This window comes from Paraburkholderia sp. EG286A, from assembly GCF_040965375.1.
Classification (GTDB): domain Bacteria; phylum Pseudomonadota; class Gammaproteobacteria; order Burkholderiales; family Burkholderiaceae; genus Paraburkholderia.
Genome location: NZ_JBFRCB010000001.1, coordinates 718,287 through 737,952, shown reverse-complemented (window position 1 = coordinate 737,952; position 19,666 = coordinate 718,287). Strand labels below are relative to the sequence as shown.

Sequence of the window (19,666 nt, the reverse complement as noted above, 5' to 3'; positions counted from 1 at the left end):
GGGCGCGCCCTGAAGCAGGCGCGCCCAGGGTTCCCCCGGAGCTTCCGTTAAAATGCTGCGCTTTCCCTTTTCACCCGCCGCGCCCGATGCACTCCGCTCCATCGACCTCGCCCGCCGCTACCCGCGACGCGCACGACACCGAACTCACCCACGACCTCGTCTACGGCCCCAACGACCGCCCCGCGCCCACCATCGCCTTCGTGGCCGCGCTCCAGCATCTGCTCGCGATCCTTGTGCCGATCGTGACGCCTGGGCTCCTGATCTGCCAGGCGCTGGGCGTCTCCAGCCGCGACACCACGCTGATCGTCTCGATGTCGCTGGTGATTTCCGGCATCGCCACGTTCCTGCAGTGCAAGCGCGTCGGGCCGCTCGGCGCGGGCCTGCTCATCGTGCAGGGCACGAGCTTCAACTTCGTCGGCCCGCTCATCGCGGGCGGCAGCCTGATGGTCAAGCAGGGCACGGCCGTCGAAACCGTGATGGCCGCCATCTTCGGCGTCGTCATTGCGGGTTCGTTCGTCGAAATGGCCGTGTCGCGCATCCTGCCCTTCATCAAGCGGCTCATCACCCCGCTCGTCACCGGCATCGTCGTGCTGCTGATCGGCCTCACGCTCATCAAGGTCGGCCTGATCAGCATGGGCGGCGGCTATGGCGCCATCGCCAAGGGCAACTTCGCGAGCATCCAGAACCTCACGCTCTCGGGCCTCGTGCTCGGCACCATCATCGTGCTCAACCGTGTGCCCGTCGTCTGGGTGCGCAGCACGGCGCTCGTCATCGCCCTCGCCATCGGCTACATCGTTGCGGGCGCAATGGGCCGGCTCGACTTCACCGGCGCGCGCGAAGCCGCGCTGTTCCAGATTCCGACCCCGCTGCATTTCGGCCTGGGCTTCTCGTGGTCGCTGTTCGTGCCCATGCTGATCATCTACCTCGTGACCTCGCTCGAAGCGATCGGCGACGTCACCGCCACCAGCAAGGTGTCGAAGGAGCCGGTGGAAGGCCCCGTGTGGATGCGGCGCATCAAGGGCGGCGTGCTCGTGAACGGCTTCAACTCGCTGCTCGCGGGCTTCTTCAACACGTTTCCCAGCTCCGTGTTCGCGCAGAACAACGGCGTCATCCAGCTCACCGGCATTGCCAGCCGCCACGTCGGCCTCTGGATCGCGGGCATGCTCGTCGTGCTGGGCCTCTTCCCGCCCGTGGCCGGCGTGCTGCAGGCCGTACCTGAACCCGTGCTGGGCGGCGCGGCCATGGTGATGTTCGGCGCGGTGGCCGCTTCGGGCATCAACATTCTCGCGGGCACGCGCCTCGACCGCCGCGCCCTGCTCATCATCGCGGTGTCGCTCGCGCTGGGCCTCGGCGTCTCGCAGGTGCCGGAGATTCTGACCAGCCTGCCGCACGCGCTCAAGAACGTGCTGGAGTCGGGCGTCGCAACGGGCGGCATCTGCGCGCTTGTGATGAACTGGTTCCTGCCGGAAAAGGCATAACCCTGCCGAGCGTGTGGCCCTGATACTGGGCCGCACGCTTTTTATTGACCGCGATTTCCAATTTACTGGATAATGTCTCCATCATCTTGGAAACAAACCCCATGGATACCCCGACCGACGCCGGCATCAACGAGCGCATTGCCCGCTGCGTGCGCGACCTGCGCGCCACGCGCGGCCTCACGCTCGACGCGCTGGCCACGCGCAGCGGCGTGAGCCGTTCGATGATCTCGATGATCGAGCGCGGCGCCGCCAGCCCCACGGCCGTAGTGCTCGAAAAGCTCGCGGCGGGGCTGTCGGTCTCGATGGCGAGCCTGTTCGGCGCCAGCGGCGAGAGCACGCCCGCCGAGCCGCTGGTGCGCCGCGCACAGCAGGCACAGTGGCGCGACCCGCAGTCGGGCTATACGCGCCGGAGCGTCTCGCCGCCCAACTGGCCCTCGCCGATCCAGCTGGTCGAAGTGGATTTCCCGGCCGGCGCGCGCGTAGCCTACGAAACGGGCAGCCGCGAGAATGTGATTCACCAGCAGGTCTGGGTGATGGAAGGACGGATCGACGTGGAACTGGGCACTGACCGGCATGCGCTTCACGCGGGCGATTGCCTCGCCATGCGGCTCGATCAGCCGCTCATCTTCAGCAATCCGGGCTCGCAGGCCGCGCGCTACGTCGTCGCCATTTGCGACGCAAGCGGTCTTTGAACCCGCGTCATACGCCGCGATCTTTCACCCTATACATTTAAAGAGGATTCCCCATGAATTCGAACTCACGCAGCGATGGCGTACGCTTCATCGATTGCAACGAAACGGACCACGCCTCGGCGATTCTCGAGATCCTCAACGACGCGATCGTCAATTCGACCGCGCTGTACGACTACAAACCGCGTCCGCCCGAAGCGATGGTCACGTGGTTCGGCACCAAGCGCGCGAACGGTTTTCCGGTGGTGGGCGCCGTAGACGAAGCCGGCACGCTGCTCGGCTTCGCGAGCTGGGGTACGTTTCGCGCGTTTCCCGCCAACAAGTACACGGTCGAGCACAGCGTGTACGTGCACCGCGACCAGCGCGGCCGTGGCCTCGGCGAGCGCCTGCTGCTCGAGTTGATCCGCCGCGCCCGTGAGGAACAGATTCACGTGATCGTCGGCTGCATCGACGCCACCAATGCCGGCAGCATCGCGCTGCACGACAAGCTGGGCTTCACGCACTCGGGCACGATCAAGGAAGCAGGATTCAAGTTCGGACGCTGGCTCGATGCCGCGTTCTACCAGCTCAATCTGGAGATGCCCGCCCCGCCGGTGGACGGCTGACGCTGGCGCGCCCGGTGCCTCAACGTGCGCTGGAGCGGTGCGCAGCCGCCATCATGGCGTTGCGGATATGGCGCGCGCGCAGCGGCGCACGGGCCGCGCGCTTCGAGGCGCACGCCGCGCGCGTGGCACGCAGCTTCGCCTGACTGCGGTTGCGGAACTCGGCCTCGCGCGTGGCGCGCCGCGCCTGCCGGCGCACGACGAGCAGCACGCCGCCTATGGCCGCGACCACGGCGACGCGAAACGGCGACGACTCGAAGGCGCGTTCCGGCACGTGCAGCAGGAGAATGGAAATGAACACGGCGACCTGAATGAGGATCGCCGAAAGTGAAGCGACGAACAGGTAGGCGTGCAGGCGATCGGTCGGCGGCTTCATGGGGCTGCACTCCAGAAAGTTGCGCGGACAACGATATCGAGTCTGGCTGGTTACACCCTACGCCTCGCGAATGTCATACGCATGGCAACGCGCGAAGCTGGGCAGCGATCATGGGATCGTGCCTGCCCCAAGCTGAAGAGAACCTTAAGGAAAGGCGCCTGCGATAACGCTTTTATCGTCGGACGATAATTCTTTGCGCACCTTACCGACCAACGCCTTTCAGCGCCTTTCGTCTTGCCTCGATTCGTGCGCAACGCAGAAAGGTCTCTTCCGGTTCATTCAGTGCTTACCTAAGGTTGACTTAAGCTCGCACGCCGTACCCTTGCAGGTTGTAATCCGTACGGCAATGCAGTCATGAATCGCACCTATGAATATCGCGGCTACGCAATCCGCGTTGGCGTCGAAGCAAATGGCACGGTCCCGCTCGAGCGCCTGGAAATCGAACGGCCTCGCTATGCAGCGGTGGTAAGTATCACGGCACTCGACAAGCCCGCCTCGCCCTCGCCCCTGAAAATCGACAACGCCGCCGGGCTGCCCTTCCACTCCGATATCGACGCCCTGATGGGCGGCTACAGTGAGGCCCGCCGCCTGATCGACGAACAGCTCGCCGCAACGGCGCCCTGACCCGCCAAAGAAAAAACGCGCGACAGCCAGAAGCCATCGCGCGTTTTTCATCGGGACGCACTGCGTGCGTCCTGTGCCTGCACTCAGTCGCGGTTCGCCTGCAACACGGTCAATGCGGCCATGTTGATGATGCGTCGCACCGTCGAGCTCGACGTCAGCACGTTCACCGGCGCGTTCACGCCCAGCAGGAACGGGCCGACCGCCACGTTGCTGCCCGCCCCCGTCTTGAGCAGGTTGTAGGCGATGTTGCCCGAGTCCACGTTCGGGCACACGAGCAGGTTCGCCGCGCCCTTGAGCTTCGAATGCGGCAGGATACGCAGGCGCAGGGCCTCGTCCAGCGCGCAGTCGCCGTGCATTTCCCCGTCGATTTCCAGATCGGGATTCGTTTCCGTCACGAGCTTGAGCACTTCGCGCATCTTCGTGCCCGAAGCCGAGCTGCCCGAGCCGAAGTTCGAACGCGAGAGCAGCGCGACCTTCGGCTGCAGATTCAGCCATTCCATCTGGCGTGCCGCGGCCAGCGTGAACTCGGCGATCTGCTCGGCGTTCGGGTTGTCGTTCACGTGCGTGTCGACGATCGCAACGGTGCGCTTGTCGAGCAGCAGGATGTTCATCGCCGCATACGTATTCGCGTTGCGCTGCTTGCCGATCACCTCGTCGACGAAGCGCAGGTGGTCGTGATACGCGCCCACCGTGCCGCACACCATGCCGTCCGCGTCGCCCAGGCGCACCATCATTGCGCCGATCAGCGTGAGGCGGCGGCGCATTTCCACGCGCGCCATTTCCTTCGAAATGCCGTCGCGGCAACGCAGTTCCCAATAGGTCGTCCAGTACTGGTGGAAGCGCTCGTCGTACTCGGGGTTCGTGACTTCCACGTCTTCGCCGAGCTTCAGGCGCAGGCCGAACTTCTCGATGCGGGCGAGCAGCACTTCCGGACGGCCGATCAGGATCGGACGCGCGAGCTTCTCGTCGACGATCACCTGCACGGCGCGCAGCACGCGCTCTTCCTCGCCTTCGGCGAACACGATGCGCGACTTGCCGCCGTCACGCACGAACTGCTTCGCGGCCGCGAAAATCGGCTTCATGAACGCGCCCGAGTGATACACGAACTGCTGCAGCTCGTTCGTGTACGCGCCGAAGTCGTCGATCGGGCGCGTGGCCACGCCGTCTTCCATCGCCGCCTTCGCGACGGCCGGGGCGATACGCACGATCAGGCGCGAGTCGAACGGCTTCGGAATCAGGTACTTCGGGCCGAAGCGCAGATCATAGGCGCCGTAGGCGGCCGCCACCGAATCGTTCAGCTCTTCTTCCGCGAGCTTGGCGATGGCGTGCACCGCCGCGATTTCCATGTTGCGCGTGATGGTCGTTGCACCGACATCGAGTGCGCCGCGGAAGATGTACGGGAAGCACAGCACGTTGTTGACCTGGTTCGGGAAGTCCGAACGGCCCGTGGCGAGCACCGCGTCCGGGCGCGCTTCGAGCGCGACCTCGGGGAAGATTTCCGGCGTGGGGTTGGCGAGCGCGAGAATCAGCGGCTTGTCCGCCATCTTCTTGACCATTTCGGCCTTGAGCACGCCGCCGGCCGACAGGCCGAGGAACACGTCCGCGCCTTCGATCACGTCGGCAAGCGAGCGCGCCGAGGTGTCCTGCGCGAAGCGTTCCTTGTCCGGGTCCATGAGCGTCGTGCGGCCCTGGTAGACCACGCCGTCGATGTCGGTCACCCAGATGTTCTTGAGCGGCAGGCCCAGATCCACCATGAGGTCCAGACAGGCCAGCGCCGCTGCGCCCGCGCCCGAGGTCACGACCTTGACCTTCGAAATGTCCTTGCCGATCACCTTCAGGCCGTTCATGAACGCGGCCGAAACGGTGATGGCGGTGCCGTGCTGATCGTCGTGGAAGACCGGAATCTTCATGCGCTCGCGCAGCTTGCGCTCGACCGTGAAGCAGTCGGGAGCCTTGATGTCTTCCAGATTGATGCCGCCGAAGGTGGCTTCGAGGCTCGCGATGATGTCCACGAGCTTGTCCGGGTCGCTTTCGGTGATTTCGATGTCGAACACGTCGATGCCGGCGAACTTCTTGAAGAGCACCGCCTTGCCTTCCATGACCGGCTTGGAGGCCAGCGCACCGATGTTGCCGAGACCGAGCACGGCCGTACCGTTCGTGATCACGCCCACCAGATTGCCGCGCGCCGTGTAGCGGAACGAGTTCTGCGGATTGTCGACGATCTCCTCGCAGGCCACGGCCACACCCGGCGTATAGGCGAGCGCGAGGTCGCGCTGGGTGACGAGCGGCTTGCTGGCCGTCACCGAAATCTTGCCCGGGGTGGGGAATTCGTGATATTCGAGGGCGGCCTGACGATCGGTCTTGTTCATGTTCCTCACTCTGGTGGTGTGCCCCGCGCACGGAAGGCGCGGCGGTCGTGTTCGAATGAGGCGATTCTAGAGAGCCCTCATAACGTGTCCATTTTGATTTAGTATGGGGCCATCATTTTTTGGTAATACCCTGGGGAATCGTGTCTTTCAGCATTGACGACGTGACGAGGCGGTTGAATACGCGCCTGAAAATGCGCCATCTGGTCCTGCTCCTGCAGATCCGCCAGCACGGCTCGCTCACGCGCGTGGCGGAACACATGGCGACGAGCCAGCCCGCCGTCACCAACGCGCTGGCTGAAATGGAGAGCATGTTCGGCGCGCCGCTGTTTGACCGTACGCCGCGCGGCATGACGCCCACGGCGCTCGGCAACGTGGTGCTCGCACGCGCCCAGGCCATGCTGCACGACCTCGACCACCTCGCGCGCGACATCGAAGCCGTGGTGGCCGGCCACGCCACGCGCGTGCACGTGGGCGTGATTCCGTTCATCTCGGGACGCACGCTCGCCGCCGCCATTCGCCTCACGCAGTCGCGGCTGCCGCAACGCGTCACCATGACGATTCACGAAGGCACGAGCGACGCGCTCCTGCCGCAGCTGCGCGACCATACGCTCGATATCGTGATCGGGCGCGCGTCTTCGGCTGTCGACGTCTCGCAGTTGCGCTTCGAGGTGCTGCATCAGCAAAAGCCGCGGCTCATTGCCAGCCGCCGGCTCGCGGCGCGGCTCGCGCGCGGCAAGCTCGACTGGGAAAAGCTGGTCGAACTGGACTGGATCCTGGGCGCGCCGCACACGCCTATCCGCGAGCAGATTTCCGACCTCTTCCTGCATGCGGGCGTGGCGCCGCCCGTGCCGATCGTGGAGAGCTACACGTCGCGGCTGATCGGCGAGATGATCAGCACGAACGAGAACGCCGTGTCGATCGTGCCCGCCGATATTGCCGAGGAACTCGTGCACTTCGCGGGCGTGGCGATCGTGCCGTACACGCTCGACTGGACGCTGCCGCCGGTGGCGATGTTCACGCGCGCAGGCGTGCTGCGCGACGTCGACGCCACTTTCGGGCAGTCGCTGCGCGAGCTGTATCAGGAGGCGGAGAAGGCGCGGGGTTAAGCGGCTTCCTGCAGCTCGCCTTCGAGCTCTTCCAGCTCCAGACCGTGCGTGCGGTCGTGGTCGAGCAGCTCGCGCACGAGTTCTTCCAGCGTCATGCGCCGTACGCCGTCGCGCAGCCCGCAGCGCAAGCGCTGCTCGGGCGTGAGGCGTTTGAGCGAGGCGCATAGACGGCGCCGCCCCTCGCTGAATTCGCCCATTGCGGCGACGAGATCCTGCTTCATGTATTCGCGTTCTTCCGCGATCGCCGTGCCGTTCACCGATGCGATTTCCGGCAGCTGAGCCTTGCGTACGACGCTGAAGCGCTCGGCGAAAACGGCGTCGAGATCGCGCAAATGGCATGCGTGTTCGAGCAACGAGAAGCCCGTGCCGCCCGGCCGGCGCGCCCATAGACCCATAGGCACGCGCTCGACGAGCGCCTCGAAGCGTTCCGGCATGGTTGCGAGCGCTTCGATCACCGCGTCGAACGGCAAGACGACCGGCTGCGCGCTGAACACCGCGCCATAGCTGAACAGCGCCCCGCTCACACGGCCGCGCGCCTGCGCGACTTCGTGGCCGTGGCGGCGCATCACCTCGGCCACCAGCGCGCCGCAGTACTGGCGCGCCGTGGTGTCTGCGCCGATTTCCGGAAACTTCTGCGCGATTTCCTCGGCCACGGCGGCAATCGCCGCCACGCCGACGCGCGACAGCACCGCGTACTCCACATAGCGCCCAGGCGCGTCGATCAAGGCTTCCAGCTGGCTGGCGAGCGGCGTCGCCTTGAAACGGTCGAAGCGTGAATGCACGTTGCCTCCTAACGGCTCGAATCATAACGTATCAAAACGATACGTTATGAAATGCGAAGACGCAAGTGCTCGAACGCAAACGGGCGCGGACTCGATTGTCGCGACGATTTAGGTGTTTACCCGTTATCGTATTGTCAGCTGGTTATCGGTATGCCGATAATACTCTCATGGATGTGAAAACTGCAGTGCGCGTCTTCGACGTGATCAACCTCTTTGCCGAAGTCCGGCAACCGATGATCTACAGCGAGATTGCGCGTCGAACCGAGATCCCGCTGTCGAGCTGCCACGCGCTGTTGCAGACGATGGTGGCCAAAGGCTATCTGTACGCGCCGGGCGTGAAGGCGGGCTACTACCCCACGCAGCGTCTCTTGCACGTGGCGCGCGACATCTGCAGCGAGGACCCGCTCACGCTGATGTTCCAGCCGCTGCTTTCCGCGTTGCGCGACGCGACCGGCGAGACCGCCGCGCTCGCCACGCTTGCGGGCAACCGCGTGGTCTATCTCGACGTCATGGAGTCGCGCCAGAAGATCCGCTACAGCGACGAGCCGGGCGGCTTCATGACCATTGCGAGCGCCGCGGGCAAGGCGCTGCTCGGCGCGCTCGCCCCGGCCGCGCGCCGCAAACTGCTCGACAGTTGCGAGCCGCAGCTGCACTCGGCCAACGGCGCGGTGATCGACCGCGGTGCGTTCGAGCGCGACGTCGAGCAGGGCGTGACGGACGGCTGGCATCGCTCGACGGGCGAGAGCGTGGAGGACGTAGCCGGCCTCGCGCGCGGTTTCCTGATTCATGGCGAGGCGTTTGCGCTCGTCATCGGCGCGCCCAAGGCGCGTCTTCTCAAGAACGAGCAGAACGCCGTGAAGGCGCTGCTCGAGGTGTACGCGCAAATCCCGCCAACGCTGCTCGCGGCGTGAGGCACGTCAGGCGCCTCGGGCGCTGAATGCAGCGAGGCGCGGAGCGCGGAATTCCTGAAGTGGAGGGTCAAGCATGCGTTGGAACAACCGGCCGGAAGGCTCGAACTGGGGCGACTTCGGTCCCGACGATCAATTGGGGCGCCCCAATCTCATCGGCGCCGAGCAGGTGCTCAAAGGCGCGCAGGAAATTCGCGCGGGTCTCACGTTCACCCTTTCGCTGCCGCTCGACTTTCCCGGCGACAGCAAGCTCAACGTGCGCCGCCATCCGCCGGTGCTGCGTCCCACCTTCCGCGACGGCCTGCCCTATGTGAACTTCCCGTTCGCTCGCAACGAAGCGGGTGCGACCGACGTGGTGAGCGACGATCAGGTGCTGCTCTCGCTCCAGTACTCCACGCAGTGGGATTCGCTCGCGCACGTGGGCGCACGCTTCGACGCCAACGGCGACGGCGTGGCCGAGAGCGTCTACTACAACGGCTATCGCGCTAACGTGGACGTGGTCGGCCCGATGGAATATCGCGCGGACGACAACTTCGCGCCTCACGCGTGCGGCGGCGAGCATAGCCATGCCGATGTGCTCGGCATCGAGCATCTTGCCGTGAAGGGCATGCAAGGCCGCGGCGTGCTGATCGATTTCGCCGCGCATTTTGGCCGTGATTTTCGCACCGTGGGCTACGACGACCTGATGCGCGTGATCGAGGCCGACGGCGTGGAAGTCGAGCGCGGCGACATGCTCGTGCTGCGCACCGGCTTCGCGGAGATGGTGCTCGAAATGAACCGCCAGCCCGACGAAGCCGTGTTGTCGAGCCACTGCAGCGCACTCGACGGGCGCGACGAGCGCCTGCTGCAATGGATCACCGATTCGGGCATCGCGGCGCTCGCCGCCGACAACTACGCCGTCGAACGCTATCCCGCGCGTGCGCCCGCGGCACCCGGCGACCACCCGCTCATGCCGCTGCATCACCACTGCCTGTTCAAGCTTGGCCTGCCGCTGGGCGAGCTCTGGTACTTGCGCGATCTCGCCCAGTGGCTGCGCGAGCACCAGCGCTCGCGCTTCATGCTCACCGCGCCGCCGCTGCGGCTGCCGGGCGCCATGGGCTCGCCCGTCACGCCTGTCGCCACGGTTTGACGAACTGCTTCGCTATCCTCTGTTTTATCCGTATTCCAGAAAGACATGGCTAAAGAAAGAGTCTTGATTACCGGCGGCGCTGCCGGCATCGGCGCCGCCTGCGCCGCGCGTTGCGAGGCCGACGGCTACGAGGCCGTCGTGATCGACCGCGTGGGCGACGGCATCATCGCCGACCTCTCCGACATCGAGGCCACGGCAGCCGCACTCGCCCGCGCGCTCGAAGGCGGCCCGATCACGCGCCTCATCAACAACGTGGGCGTGGTCGTGCCCAACGACGCCGAGCACCAGTCGCTCGAAGAACTCGAACGCGCATGGTCGCTGAACGTGCGCTGCGCGCAGCAGTGCATGCAGGCGCTGTTGCCCGGCATGAAGGCGGCGGGCTTCGGCCGCATCGTCAACATGTCGTCGCGCGCCGCGCTCGGCAAAGAGCTGCGTACGGCCTATTCGGCCACCAAGGCCGCGTTGATCGGCATGACGCGCGTCTGGGCGCTCGAACTCGGCGCATTCGGCGTGACCGCGAACGCGATTGGCCCGGGCCCGATTCGCACCGAGCTGTTCGACCGCGCCAATCCGCCCGGCGCGCCGCGCACCGAAGCGATCATCAATGCCGTGCCGGTCAAGCGCGTAGGCACGCCCGACGATGTCGCGCACGCGGCCTCGTATCTGCTCGACGCGCGCAGCGGCTTCGTGACCGGCCAGGTGCTCTACGTGTGCGGCGGCATGACCGTCGGCGTCGCGGGAGTCTGACGATGGCGGCCCCCGAAACGCCTGTGCAAGCCTGCGAACCGCGACGCGCCGGCATCGTCGGCGCGGGTAGCATCGGCGTGGCGTTCGCGATCTGCTTTGCGCGGGCCGGCTGGCGCGTGCGCCTCTACGATCCCGACGCGGCACGCCGCGCCGCCGCGCCTGCAGAGATCGCGCTGCGCCTCGCCGATCTCACGCAATACGCCCTGCTCGACGAAAGCGCGCAGGCAATCGCCGCGCGCGTCGCGATCGTCGACACGCTCGAGGCCGCGGTGGCGCAAGCCGATCTCGTGCAGGAATGCGCACCCGAGCGCGCCGAACTCAAGCGCGAGCTCTTCGCGCAGCTCGACCGCGCCGCGCCGCCCGAAGCGATCCTCGCGAGCGCTTCGTCGTTTCTCGCGGCTTCGAAGTTCGTCGACGCTACGCTGCCCGGTCGCGCGCGCTGCCTCGTCGCCCATCCCGGCAACCCGCCCTACCTCGTGCCCGTGATCGAGGTCGTGCCCGCACCGTTCACGTCCGAAGCGGCGGCCGCGCGCGCAATCGCGCTCTACGCCGAAGCGGGCATGAAGCCCGTGCGCGTGAAGCACGAAGTGGAAGGCTTCATCTTCAACCGCCTGCAAGGCGCCGTGCTGCGCGAAGCGTATTGCCTCGTGCGCGACGGCGTGGCGTCGGTGGAAGACATCGACACCGTGATGCGCGAAGGCCTCGGCCCGCGCTGGTCGGTGATCGGCCCGTTCGAGACCGTCGATCTGAACACGCGCGGCGGCATCGCCTCGCATGCGCAGAAGATGGGCCCCTCGTACGCGCGCATGGGCGCCGAACGCGGCCAGCACGACCCGTGGACGCCCGAACTCGTCGCCCAGGTCGAGGCGGCGAGACGCGCGGCGTTGCCGCTCGATCAATGGAACGAACGTGTGGGCTGGCGCGACCGCCAGCTCATGCATCTCGCCCGCCATCGCAAGACCCCAAGCCACGACGACTCATAAGCGCGTCGAACGCACGCGCCGAGAGCCGAAGAGACCCGACAACTATTACGATTCAGATAGAGACACTTCCATGCAGAAAGTCACCGCTTTCTTTACCGAGCTGATGCGCCGGTATTTGCCCGATCCGTTCGTCTTCGCGATCGGCCTCACCTTGCTGACGATGGCCCTTGCCGTGATCGTGCAGGGACAAGCCGTCACGGCCCTCACCACGAGCTGGGGCAAGGGCTTCTGGGCGCTGCTCGCGTTCACCACGCAAATGGCGGTGATTCTCGCGATGGGCTACGTGCTCGCAACCGCGCCGCTCACCGACCGCTTTCTGAACCGCCTGGTGGCGCGCGTGAACGATCCGCGCATGGCGATCATCGTCGCCACGCTGGTGGGCGGCATCGGCAGCTATCTGAACTGGGGCTTCGGCCTCGTGGTGGGCGGCATCGTCGCGCGCAAGCTCGCGCTGCGTGTGAAGGGCGTGCACTACCCGCTCATCATCGCTTCGGCGTATAGCGGCTTTACGCTCTACGGCCTCGGGCTTTCGGCCAGCATTCCCGTGCTGATCTCCACCAAGGGCCATCCGCTCGAAGCGCAGATGGGTGTCATTCCGCTATCCGAAACGATTTTCTCGCCCACCATGCTGATCACGAGCCTCGTGACCCTCATCACGCTGCCGCTGCTGAACGCATGGCTGCACCCCAAGCCGGGTCAGCCGATCAAGGAAATCAACCGCGCCCAGGAAGAAAAGCAGCAGAAGGCCGCGGCGCTCGGCGTGGATCTCGACGAAGGCAACACGCTCGCCAACCGCCTGAACAACAGCCGTCTGCTGAGCTACGTGATCGGCCTGATCGGCATGGGCTATGTCGCGCTGCACTTCGTGCAGGGCGGCTCGATCGACCTGAACCTGATCAACTTCTTCATCCTGTTCCTCGGCATCCTGCTGCTCGGCACGCCGATCCGCTATGTGGAGAAACTCAACGAAGGCATTCGCACGATCAGCGGCATCATTCTGCAGTACCCGTTCTACGCGGGCATCATGGCGATCATGGCGTCTTCGGGTCTCGTCAATACGTTTTCCGAAGCCTTCGTGAAGATCGCGACGCCGGCCACGCTGCCGTTCTGGGGCTTGATCAGCTCGTTCGTCATCAACTTCTTCGCGCCTTCGGGCGGCGGCCACTGGGTCATCCAGGGACCGTTCATGATCGAAGCGGCGAAGACCATCGGCGCCTCCGTGGGCCATACCTCCACGGCCGTGATGCTCGGCAATGCCTGGAACGACCTCGTGCAGCCGTTCTGGATCCTGCCTGCGCTCGCGCTTTCGAAGCTCAAGCTCAAGGACATCATGGGCTACACGGTCATCATGATGTTCTGGATCGGCATCGTGTATTCGGTTGCGATTCTCGCCTGGGGCTGATTGGCACTTATCGGCGCCCCTTACTGAACCCCATCCTCACCGGAGACTATCCATGCTGTTTCTCGTGCACATGCAGGTGCAGATTCCGCACGGCACCGACGCCGCCTTCGCCGACGCCCTCAAGGCCGAGGAAAAAGCGTTTTCGCAGAAGCTGCAACGAGAAGGCAAGTGGCGCCACCTGTGGCGCGTGGCTGGCGAATACGCGAACTACAGCGTGTTCGATGTCGAATCGAACGACGAACTCCATACGCTGCTTACCGCGCTGCCGCTCTTCCCGTTCCTGAAGATCAGCGTGACGCCGCTCGCCCAGCATCCGTCGGCCATCGTGCCCAACTGAGAGGAACGCCCTATGCCTTTTCTGATCGAAACGTTCGACAAGCCCGGTCACGCCGAAGTGCGGACACGCGAGCGCGATTCACATCTGGCGTTTCTCGCGCAAAACAAGGCGCTGTTGCTGGCCTGCGGCGCGAAGCTCAACGACGACGGCAGCAGCGCGGGCGGCGGCATCTATATCGTCGACCTCGAAACCCGCGAGGAAGCCGAACGCTTCATCGCGCAGGATCCGTTCACGCACGTCGGGCTGTTCGAGAGCGTGAAGATCGTGCGCTGGCGCAAGGCCTATATCGACGGGACCTCCTACCTGTAAGCGCAACGCGCCTGCAGTCCCGCGACCATTCAGTTCGTTTTCGACCCTCGACGGCGCCGTGCTCCCCTGTGCGGCGCCGTGTTGGCCCGGCGTGTGCCTCCGCACGCCGGGCCGTTTTTCTTTCTCGCCCGGCCAGGCGCCCCTGCTGGGCACATCGATTGCTGAACGGGTGCGCTGTCGTCCATCAAGCAGCGCGGCCCATGTGGCGGCGCCTTCACGCGAGGAGGAAACCGATCATGCTAAAAATGGCCCTGTTCTTTGCCGTGATCGCCGTGATCGCGGCCCTGTTTGGCTTCACGGGTATCGCGGCCGGCGCGGCCGCGATTGCGAAGATTCTGTTCTTTATCTTCGTGGTGCTGTGCGTGGTGTTCCTCGTGATCGCACTCGTGGTCACGAAGAAGATCGTCGATTGACCGAAGCGCAAAACACGCCCGGGGCGCCGGCGCTGCCCCGGGCCCCATCATGCCGCGCTCGCATACTGAAAGCCGCGGTGCATAGGGTTGACTTATCAACCACATATCACGACCGATTTTCCCCATGAACAGAACGTATCAAGAACCTGAACGAAGTTTCATTTTAGGGGCCATTTTCGACACGTTTGCGTAATCGCCCTCGCCTAAATTTCCGGTTCCGCCACACACGAAGCATTCTCCTTCTCAACGGAACCGAAATGAAAAAAGCGTTGTTGAATCTCCTCGCGCTCGCGGCGGCCGCGGCCTGCACGAGCGCTCACGCACAAAGCAGCGTGACGCTCTACGGCACGGTCGATGCGGGCCTCGACTACGTCAGCAATCAGAAGTCGTCCACGGGTCATGGCACGACGTGGGGCATGCAGTCCGGCAACGTGAGCACGAGCCGCTGGGGCCTGCGCGGCACGGAAGACCTGGGCGGCGGGCTCAAGGCGATCTTCGACCTCGAGAACGGTTTCTCGGTCGTCAACGGCAAGGGCTCCAACGGCGGTTATCTGTTCGGCCGGCAGGCGTGGCTGGGCCTCTCCAGCGACCAGTACGGCACGCTCACGCTCGGGCGCCAGTACGACGCGCTCGTCGACATGATCGCGCCCATGTCGGCCACCGGCTCCGGCTTCGGCGGCAACATCGCGATGCACCCGTTCGACAACGACAACCTCAATAACGACGTGCGCATGAACAACGCCGTCAAGTTCCGCAGCGCGACCTACGCGGGCTTCCAGGTGGAAGGCGCCTACGCGTTCAGCAACCAGGGCGGCGGCTTCGCGAACAATAACGCCTACACGATGGGCGCTTCGTGGAACGGCGGCCCGATCAACCTGGCCGTGGCGTACTTCCAGGGCAACGAGCCCGGTTCGACCACCAACGGCGCGCTGAGCGCCGGCAGCGGCACCGACAACGATCCGATGTTCGTGGCGGCACGCACGCGCACGCTCGGCGCGGGCGGCAGCTATACGATCGGGCCGGCGAAGGTGGGCCTCGTGTTCACGCGCACGATGGTCGCCGAGCCCACGCAGATCGCCCAGGGCGGCTCGCTCAATGCGTTCGACGCCGACTACCTGACGTTCAATAACTTCGAAGTGAACGGGCGTTACGCGCTCACGCCGCAACTGAGCCTGGGCGGCGCCTATACGTATACGGACGGCTCGGTCAGCCGTGCGGAGGGCAACGCGTCGCCGCACTGGAACCAGTTCATGCTGCAGGCCGACTACGCGCTGAGCCGCCGCACCGACGTATATCTCGAAGGCGTCTATCAGCGCGTTTCCGGTGCGCAAGGCATTCCGGTACTCGGCAATGCGTCGATCTACAACCTCGCGGCTTCGTCCAGCAATACGCAGGCAGTCGTCGCAGCAGGCATGCGCCTGAAGTTCTAAGCCCATGCTTAACGGGTGAGCGCGGGCCGCGCGATGCAAGCGCGGCCCGTCGTGCTGCGTAAAATAAGGGCAGTGTCATCGCCAGGTCATGCAAGCGCGCCATCGTTGCGCAGACACTCACCCTGCGATGCTTGCGCCCGCGCGCGTCAGTCATGCAAGTCCGCCAGCGCAGGCTTCGCCTTCTGCTCCCGAGGCGAGACGACATGACGAATAAAGACATCCCCGAGAATGCATCCACCGAAAGCGGCGCCAGTGTCTCGCGCCGCGGCTTCCTCAAGCTTGCCGGGGCTTCCGGCTTCGCAAGCGCGGCCGGCGCTTTCGCGGGCAGCGCGAAAGCCGACGCCGCCACGCCCGACGGCACGCCCGAGCAGATCCATCTCACCTGGGGCGAAGACCCGACACGCGAAGTCGTCGTGTCGTGGGCATCGCTCGCCTCCTCGACGAATCCGCGCGTGATCTACAGCGCCGATCGCGGCAAACGCGAGACGGTGCACGCCGTTCAACGCACCTATACCGACGGGCTCACCGGCGTCGTCGTCTTCACGTATCACGCTCGGCTGCATGGGCTGGAGCCGGCGACGACCTACCGCTACGAAGTCACCGCCGATAACGACAGCCACGCGGGCAGCCCGTTTTCGTCGAGCTTCACCACGGCGCCGCGCGGGCGCGCCAAGTTCCGCTTCACGAGCTACGGCGACCTCGCCACGCCGAATACGGGCTGGGTGCTGTCGTCGCCGCAAAGCCGCTTCGCCGTCGAGGCCGTGGAGCGCTTCCAGCCGCTCTTTCATCTGCTCAATGGCGACCTCTGCTACGCGAACCTGAATCCCGCGCACCAGACCGATGTGTGGCGCGACTTCGGCAACAACAATCAGACGTCGTCGGCGAATCGTCCGTGGATGCCGTGCCCCGGCAATCACGAAATCGAGTTCTACAACGGCCCGCAGGGTCTGAATTCGTATCTCACGCGCTACACGCTGCCGCATAACGGCACGCAGTTTTCGGGCCGCTGGTACAGCTTCCGCGTGAGCAACGTGCTGTTCGTCTCGCTCGACGCCGACGACGTGGTCTACCAGGACGCCGCCGCGTTCGTGGCCGGCCCCACGCCGCTCGTGCCCGCCGCCAGCACCGGCAACGCGCCCGTTCAGCCGGGCACGTCGTTCTATGTGCGCGGCTATAGTAACGGCGTGCAGACGCGCTGGCTCGAGCAAACCCTGAAGCAGGCAAGAGAGGACGACGATATCGACTGGATCGTGGTGCAAATGCACCAGGACGCGCTCAGCTCGTCGAAGACGGGCAACGGCTCGGACAAGGGCATACGCGAAGCGTGGCTGCCCCTCTTCGACCGCTATGGCGTGGACCTCGTGGTGTGCGGCCACGATCACGACTACGAGCGCAGCTACCCGGTGCGCGGCTGCAATCATCACGCGGGCGTCGATGCGAAGACCGGCGCGAGCGTCGACACGCTTCAGCCGCGTCCCGTCACGCACGCCCAGGGCACGGGCAACACCTACGATACGAGCCACGGCACGATCCACCTGATCCTGGGCGGCGGCGGCACAAGCGCGCCGCTCGACGTGTATGGCGTGGATGCCGGCAACGGCAATCCGCAGGCCCAGATATTCACGAAGCCCAACCACCCGGTGGCGGGCACGACCGCGGGCACGTTTGCGCGCCCCACGGCGGATGCGCTCGAAGACGCGATCTGGTCGGCGCAGCGCGATACGGGCACGGGCTATGGCATTGCGGTGTTCGACGTCGATCCCGGCACGCACGGCGGCAAGACGACGATCACGATGAACTACTATCACGCGCCGGGTGCGGATCAGACGCCGACCGGAAATTATGAGTTGTTCGAAACGATTACGCTGGCGAAGTCGCGCTAAGCGAACCGCGCGGGGCGCTTGCGCCCCGCGTCGCATTCAGACTGCGAGCGCGGCTTCTTCCGCTTCCCGCACCACGACCGCACCGCCCGCGAGCCGCCGGTAACGCGACAGCGCCCACAGCGGGAAATAGGCCGTGTACCCGTGATACTTGAGGTAGTAAATGCGCGGGAACCCCGGCGCATTATGCGAACGATGCCACCAGAATCCGTCTTCCTGCTGCACGGATAGCAGATACGCCACGCCGCGCCGCACCGATTCGGATTGCCAGTCGCCGAAGGCCATTTGCGCGAGCAGCGCCCACGCAGTGAAGTTCGACGCGCTTTCGCCGCCATTGGTGCCCGCCAGACGCGGGTCGATATAGCTGTCGTTGGTCTCGCCCCAGCCGCCATCGGCGTGCTGGCGTGCGCGCAGCCACGCGAGCGCGCGTGCGATGTACGGCTGCTTCGGGTCCTCGCCCGCGAGCGCGAGACCCGCCAGCACGCTCCACGTGCCGTAGATGTAGTTGGTGCCCCAGCGGCCCCACCAGCTGCCGTCGGCGCGCTGGGTGGCCTTCACGTACTCGATGGCGCGCGCGAGCGCTGCCTTGTCCTCCTCTCGGCCCGTCACGCCGAAGCACAGCAGCACGCGGCCCGACACGTCTTCGGTAGGCGGGTCGAGCAAGGCGCCGTGATCCGCGAAGGGGATCGCGTTCAGGTAGAGACGGTCGCAATCGGCGTCGAAGGCCCCGAAGCCGCCGTTGCGCGATTGCAGGCCGCGCATCCAGTCGAGCGCGCGCGCGACACGCGCCGCATACGGGTCCACGCCCGTTTTGCGCGCCTCCCCAAGGCCGCGCCGATGGAGCATGGCGGCGACCACGGCCGTATCGTCGATGTCGGGATAGTACGGGTTCTCGTACTGAAAGGCCCAGCCGCCAACCGGCGTGTCGGGCTGCGCGTTCTCGATCCAGTCGCCGCGCACGTCCTCCACCTGGCGCTCGGCAATCCAGTCGTACGCGCGCGCAATGCGCTGCTGCAGTTCCGTGTCGCTGATCGCGGCCGACGCCGGATCGGCGGGCGCGACCGTGCGCGCCTGCTCGAGCGCCATCGTGCTCCACGCCGTGTCCCACACCGGCGAGAGACACGGCTGGCAATACACGCTGCCGTCCGGGCGCTCGACGAGCAGCTTTTCCAGCGCATTCTCGCAATCGCGGCGCAACGGATGATCCTCAGGATACCCAAGCACCTGCATCATCTGGTAGCTGTAGACGATCGGCGGAAAGATGCCGCCCATGCCGTCCTCGCCGTTCATGCGCTCGGCGCACCAGGCCTCGGCGTGCTTCATGGCGCGCTGGCGCAGCGCGCGCGGCAGCAGCGGCTCGAGATGGCGCAGCACCCGGTCAGCCGCGAGAAAGAACCGCCGGATGCCCTTGCCGCGCGCAAAGTATTCCCGCTCCTCGTCGGGGGGCGTCACGAACAGTTCGGCAATCGACACATCATGCGGATTGGCCGCGCGCGCCTTCAGCGAACAGAGCGCGAGCAGCGGCACCATGGTCGTGCGCGCCCAGTAGGCAACCTTGTACATCGAAATGGGCACCCACTTCGGGAACAGCACGAATTCGATCGGCATGAACGGCGTGGCGCGCCATGGCACCTGACCGAAGGTGGCGAGCAGAATGCGCGTAAACACGTTGGACTTCGCCGCGCCGCCGAGTTTCAGAATGGTCTCCCGCGCACGCACCATGTGTGGCGCATTCGCCGAATCCCCCGCCGCCTTCAGCGCGAAGTACGCCTTCACGCTGCACGAGACATCGGGCGCGCCATCCACGTAGAGGTCCCATGCGCCGTGCGTTTGCAAACGCTGGATCGCGCGCAGATAGCGCGCCATCTTCTCCTGACGCACCACGTCGATCTTGCCCATGAAATGCATCATGAGGATGTATTCGGCGGTGATCGTGGCGTCCGATTCGAGTTCGAAGCACCAGCTTCCATCGGCGTCCTGCTCTCGCACGAGCGCCTCGCGGCCGCGAACGATCGAGGCGTCGAGCGCCGCCATGGCGGCTGCAGAGGCGGTAAAAGGCGGGTTGGAATTTTTCATCGGCGGATCATACCATCCGTACGGAA

General features: G+C 65.4%; 19 protein-coding genes. 15 read left to right on the top strand and 4 right to left on the bottom strand.

Going from position 1 to position 19,666, the window contains the following annotated elements; all coding sequences use genetic code 11:
- The first annotated feature begins 86 nt into the window (after nt 1-86).
- The 3 genes from AB4Y35_RS03340 to AB4Y35_RS03330 all read left to right on the top strand — a co-directional run bounded on the left by AB4Y35_RS03340 (nt 87) and on the right by AB4Y35_RS03330 (nt 2,772).
- Entirely contained in the window at nt 87-1,478 is a 1,392-nt protein-coding gene (locus tag AB4Y35_RS03340; protein ID WP_368703319.1) for a uracil-xanthine permease family protein, read from the top strand.
- 101 nt (nt 1,479-1,579) lie between these two features.
- A complete protein-coding gene (locus tag AB4Y35_RS03335) occupies nt 1,580-2,170 on the top strand; it encodes a helix-turn-helix domain-containing protein (RefSeq protein WP_368703318.1) in 591 nt (196 codons plus the stop codon).
- 53 nt (nt 2,171-2,223) lie between these two features.
- A complete protein-coding gene (locus tag AB4Y35_RS03330; protein WP_368703317.1) occupies nt 2,224-2,772 on the top strand; it encodes an N-acetyltransferase family protein in 549 nt (182 codons plus the stop codon).
- A gap of 19 nt (nt 2,773-2,791) precedes the next feature.
- On the opposite strand, the gene AB4Y35_RS03325 is transcribed toward AB4Y35_RS03330, so the two are convergent.
- Entirely contained in the window at nt 2,792-3,145 is a 354-nt protein-coding gene (locus AB4Y35_RS03325; protein WP_368703316.1) for a hypothetical protein, read from the bottom strand.
- A 354-nt stretch (nt 3,146-3,499) separates the two neighbouring features.
- On the opposite strand from AB4Y35_RS03325, the gene AB4Y35_RS03320 reads away from it, so the two are divergent.
- Nucleotides 3,500-3,769 carry a hypothetical protein gene (locus AB4Y35_RS03320; protein ID WP_368703315.1) on the top strand — a complete coding sequence of 90 codons (270 nt, stop codon included), beginning with the start codon at nt 3,500-3,502 and terminating at the stop codon, nt 3,767-3,769.
- An 83-nt stretch (nt 3,770-3,852) separates the two neighbouring features.
- Here the strand turns inward: AB4Y35_RS03320 and AB4Y35_RS03315 are convergent, their stop codons facing one another.
- Nucleotides 3,853-6,138: an NADP-dependent malic enzyme gene (locus AB4Y35_RS03315; protein WP_368703314.1), complete on the bottom strand. Its 2,286-nt coding sequence runs from the start codon at nt 6,136-6,138 to the stop codon at nt 3,853-3,855.
- A gap of 140 nt (nt 6,139-6,278) precedes the next feature.
- On the opposite strand from AB4Y35_RS03315, the gene AB4Y35_RS03310 reads away from it, so the two are divergent.
- Nucleotides 6,279-7,244 carry a LysR family transcriptional regulator gene (locus AB4Y35_RS03310; RefSeq protein ID WP_069266119.1) on the top strand — a complete coding sequence of 322 codons (966 nt, stop codon included), beginning with the start codon at nt 6,279-6,281 and terminating at the stop codon, nt 7,242-7,244.
- Here AB4Y35_RS03310 and AB4Y35_RS03305 read toward each other — a convergent pair.
- Nucleotides 7,241-8,026, bottom strand: coding sequence for a DinB family protein (locus tag AB4Y35_RS03305; RefSeq protein ID WP_368703313.1), 786 nt, complete (start codon nt 8,024-8,026; stop codon nt 7,241-7,243). The two genes, AB4Y35_RS03310 and AB4Y35_RS03305, sit on opposite strands and share 4 nt — an antisense overlap.
- A gap of 167 nt (nt 8,027-8,193) precedes the next feature.
- Here AB4Y35_RS03305 and AB4Y35_RS03300 point away from each other — a divergent pair, with 167 nt between their 5' ends.
- The 10 genes from AB4Y35_RS03300 to AB4Y35_RS03255 all read left to right on the top strand — a co-directional run bounded on the left by AB4Y35_RS03300 (nt 8,194) and on the right by AB4Y35_RS03255 (nt 17,567).
- The gene (locus tag AB4Y35_RS03300) at nt 8,194-8,937 is read left to right on the top strand and encodes an IclR family transcriptional regulator (RefSeq protein WP_368703312.1); all 744 of its coding nucleotides are present in this window, start codon (nt 8,194-8,196) and stop codon (nt 8,935-8,937) included.
- Between the two features lie 73 nt (nt 8,938-9,010).
- Nucleotides 9,011-10,063 (top strand): cyclase family protein, encoded by a 1,053-nt coding sequence (locus tag AB4Y35_RS03295; RefSeq protein ID WP_368703311.1) that lies wholly within the window; start codon nt 9,011-9,013, stop codon nt 10,061-10,063.
- A 45-nt stretch (nt 10,064-10,108) separates the two neighbouring features.
- Nucleotides 10,109-10,810, top strand: coding sequence for an SDR family oxidoreductase (locus AB4Y35_RS03290; RefSeq protein WP_368703310.1), 702 nt, complete (start codon nt 10,109-10,111; stop codon nt 10,808-10,810).
- Nucleotides 10,811-10,812: 2 nt separating this feature from the next.
- Nucleotides 10,813-11,793 carry a 3-hydroxyacyl-CoA dehydrogenase gene (locus AB4Y35_RS03285; RefSeq protein WP_368703309.1) on the top strand — a complete coding sequence of 327 codons (981 nt, stop codon included), beginning with the start codon at nt 10,813-10,815 and terminating at the stop codon, nt 11,791-11,793.
- Between the two features lie 70 nt (nt 11,794-11,863).
- On the top strand, nt 11,864-13,195 hold the full coding sequence (locus AB4Y35_RS03280) for a short-chain fatty acid transporter (protein WP_368703308.1): 1,332 nt from the start codon (nt 11,864-11,866) through the stop codon (nt 13,193-13,195).
- Nucleotides 13,196-13,247: 52 nt separating this feature from the next.
- Entirely contained in the window at nt 13,248-13,532 is a 285-nt protein-coding gene (gene catC / locus AB4Y35_RS03275) for a muconolactone Delta-isomerase (protein ID WP_069266126.1), read from the top strand.
- A 12-nt stretch (nt 13,533-13,544) separates the two neighbouring features.
- Nucleotides 13,545-13,841: a YciI family protein gene (locus AB4Y35_RS03270; RefSeq protein WP_368703307.1), complete on the top strand. Its 297-nt coding sequence runs from the start codon at nt 13,545-13,547 to the stop codon at nt 13,839-13,841.
- Between the two features lie 236 nt (nt 13,842-14,077).
- Nucleotides 14,078-14,254: a DUF1328 family protein gene (locus AB4Y35_RS03265; RefSeq protein WP_028203043.1), complete on the top strand. Its 177-nt coding sequence runs from the start codon at nt 14,078-14,080 to the stop codon at nt 14,252-14,254.
- A gap of 257 nt (nt 14,255-14,511) precedes the next feature.
- Nucleotides 14,512-15,684: a porin gene (locus tag AB4Y35_RS03260; RefSeq protein ID WP_368703306.1), complete on the top strand. Its 1,173-nt coding sequence runs from the start codon at nt 14,512-14,514 to the stop codon at nt 15,682-15,684.
- A gap of 203 nt (nt 15,685-15,887) precedes the next feature.
- Nucleotides 15,888-17,567 (top strand): purple acid phosphatase family protein, encoded by a 1,680-nt coding sequence (locus tag AB4Y35_RS03255; RefSeq protein WP_368703305.1) that lies wholly within the window; start codon nt 15,888-15,890, stop codon nt 17,565-17,567.
- Nucleotides 17,568-17,603: 36 nt separating this feature from the next.
- Here AB4Y35_RS03255 and shc read toward each other — a convergent pair whose 3' ends face one another.
- Entirely contained in the window at nt 17,604-19,640 is a 2,037-nt protein-coding gene (gene shc, locus AB4Y35_RS03250) for a squalene--hopene cyclase (protein ID WP_368703304.1), read from the bottom strand.
- Nucleotides 19,641-19,666: the final 26 nt, after the last annotated feature.

What these genes read in the sequence shown, in the direction of transcription:
- AB4Y35_RS03340 (WP_368703319.1), top strand. Translation starts at nt 87, where the DNA reads ATGCACTCCGCTCCATCGACCTCGCCCGCCGCTACCCGCGACGCGCAC.
- AB4Y35_RS03325 (WP_368703316.1), bottom strand. Translation starts at nt 3,145, where the DNA reads ATGAAGCCGCCGACCGATCGCCTGCACGCCTACCTGTTCGTCGCTTCA.
- AB4Y35_RS03315 (WP_368703314.1), bottom strand. Translation starts at nt 6,138, where the DNA reads ATGAACAAGACCGATCGTCAGGCCGCCCTCGAATATCACGAATTCCCC.
- AB4Y35_RS03260 (WP_368703306.1), top strand. Translation starts at nt 14,512, where the DNA reads ATGAAAAAAGCGTTGTTGAATCTCCTCGCGCTCGCGGCGGCCGCGGCC.
- AB4Y35_RS03285 (WP_368703309.1), top strand. Translation starts at nt 10,813, where the DNA reads ATGGCGGCCCCCGAAACGCCTGTGCAAGCCTGCGAACCGCGACGCGCC.
- AB4Y35_RS03255 (WP_368703305.1), top strand. Translation starts at nt 15,888, where the DNA reads ATGACGAATAAAGACATCCCCGAGAATGCATCCACCGAAAGCGGCGCC.
- AB4Y35_RS03295 (WP_368703311.1), top strand. Translation starts at nt 9,011, where the DNA reads ATGCGTTGGAACAACCGGCCGGAAGGCTCGAACTGGGGCGACTTCGGT.
- AB4Y35_RS03280 (WP_368703308.1), top strand. Translation starts at nt 11,864, where the DNA reads ATGCAGAAAGTCACCGCTTTCTTTACCGAGCTGATGCGCCGGTATTTG.
- AB4Y35_RS03320 (WP_368703315.1), top strand. Translation starts at nt 3,500, where the DNA reads ATGAATCGCACCTATGAATATCGCGGCTACGCAATCCGCGTTGGCGTC.
- AB4Y35_RS03290 (WP_368703310.1), top strand. Translation starts at nt 10,109, where the DNA reads ATGGCTAAAGAAAGAGTCTTGATTACCGGCGGCGCTGCCGGCATCGGC.
- AB4Y35_RS03270 (WP_368703307.1), top strand. Translation starts at nt 13,545, where the DNA reads ATGCCTTTTCTGATCGAAACGTTCGACAAGCCCGGTCACGCCGAAGTG.
- AB4Y35_RS03300 (WP_368703312.1), top strand. Translation starts at nt 8,194, where the DNA reads ATGGATGTGAAAACTGCAGTGCGCGTCTTCGACGTGATCAACCTCTTT.
- catC (WP_069266126.1), top strand. Translation starts at nt 13,248, where the DNA reads ATGCTGTTTCTCGTGCACATGCAGGTGCAGATTCCGCACGGCACCGAC.
- shc (WP_368703304.1), bottom strand. Translation starts at nt 19,640, where the DNA reads ATGAAAAATTCCAACCCGCCTTTTACCGCCTCTGCAGCCGCCATGGCG.
- AB4Y35_RS03330 (WP_368703317.1), top strand. Translation starts at nt 2,224, where the DNA reads ATGAATTCGAACTCACGCAGCGATGGCGTACGCTTCATCGATTGCAAC.
- AB4Y35_RS03335 (WP_368703318.1), top strand. Translation starts at nt 1,580, where the DNA reads ATGGATACCCCGACCGACGCCGGCATCAACGAGCGCATTGCCCGCTGC.
- AB4Y35_RS03265 (WP_028203043.1), top strand. Translation starts at nt 14,078, where the DNA reads ATGCTAAAAATGGCCCTGTTCTTTGCCGTGATCGCCGTGATCGCGGCC.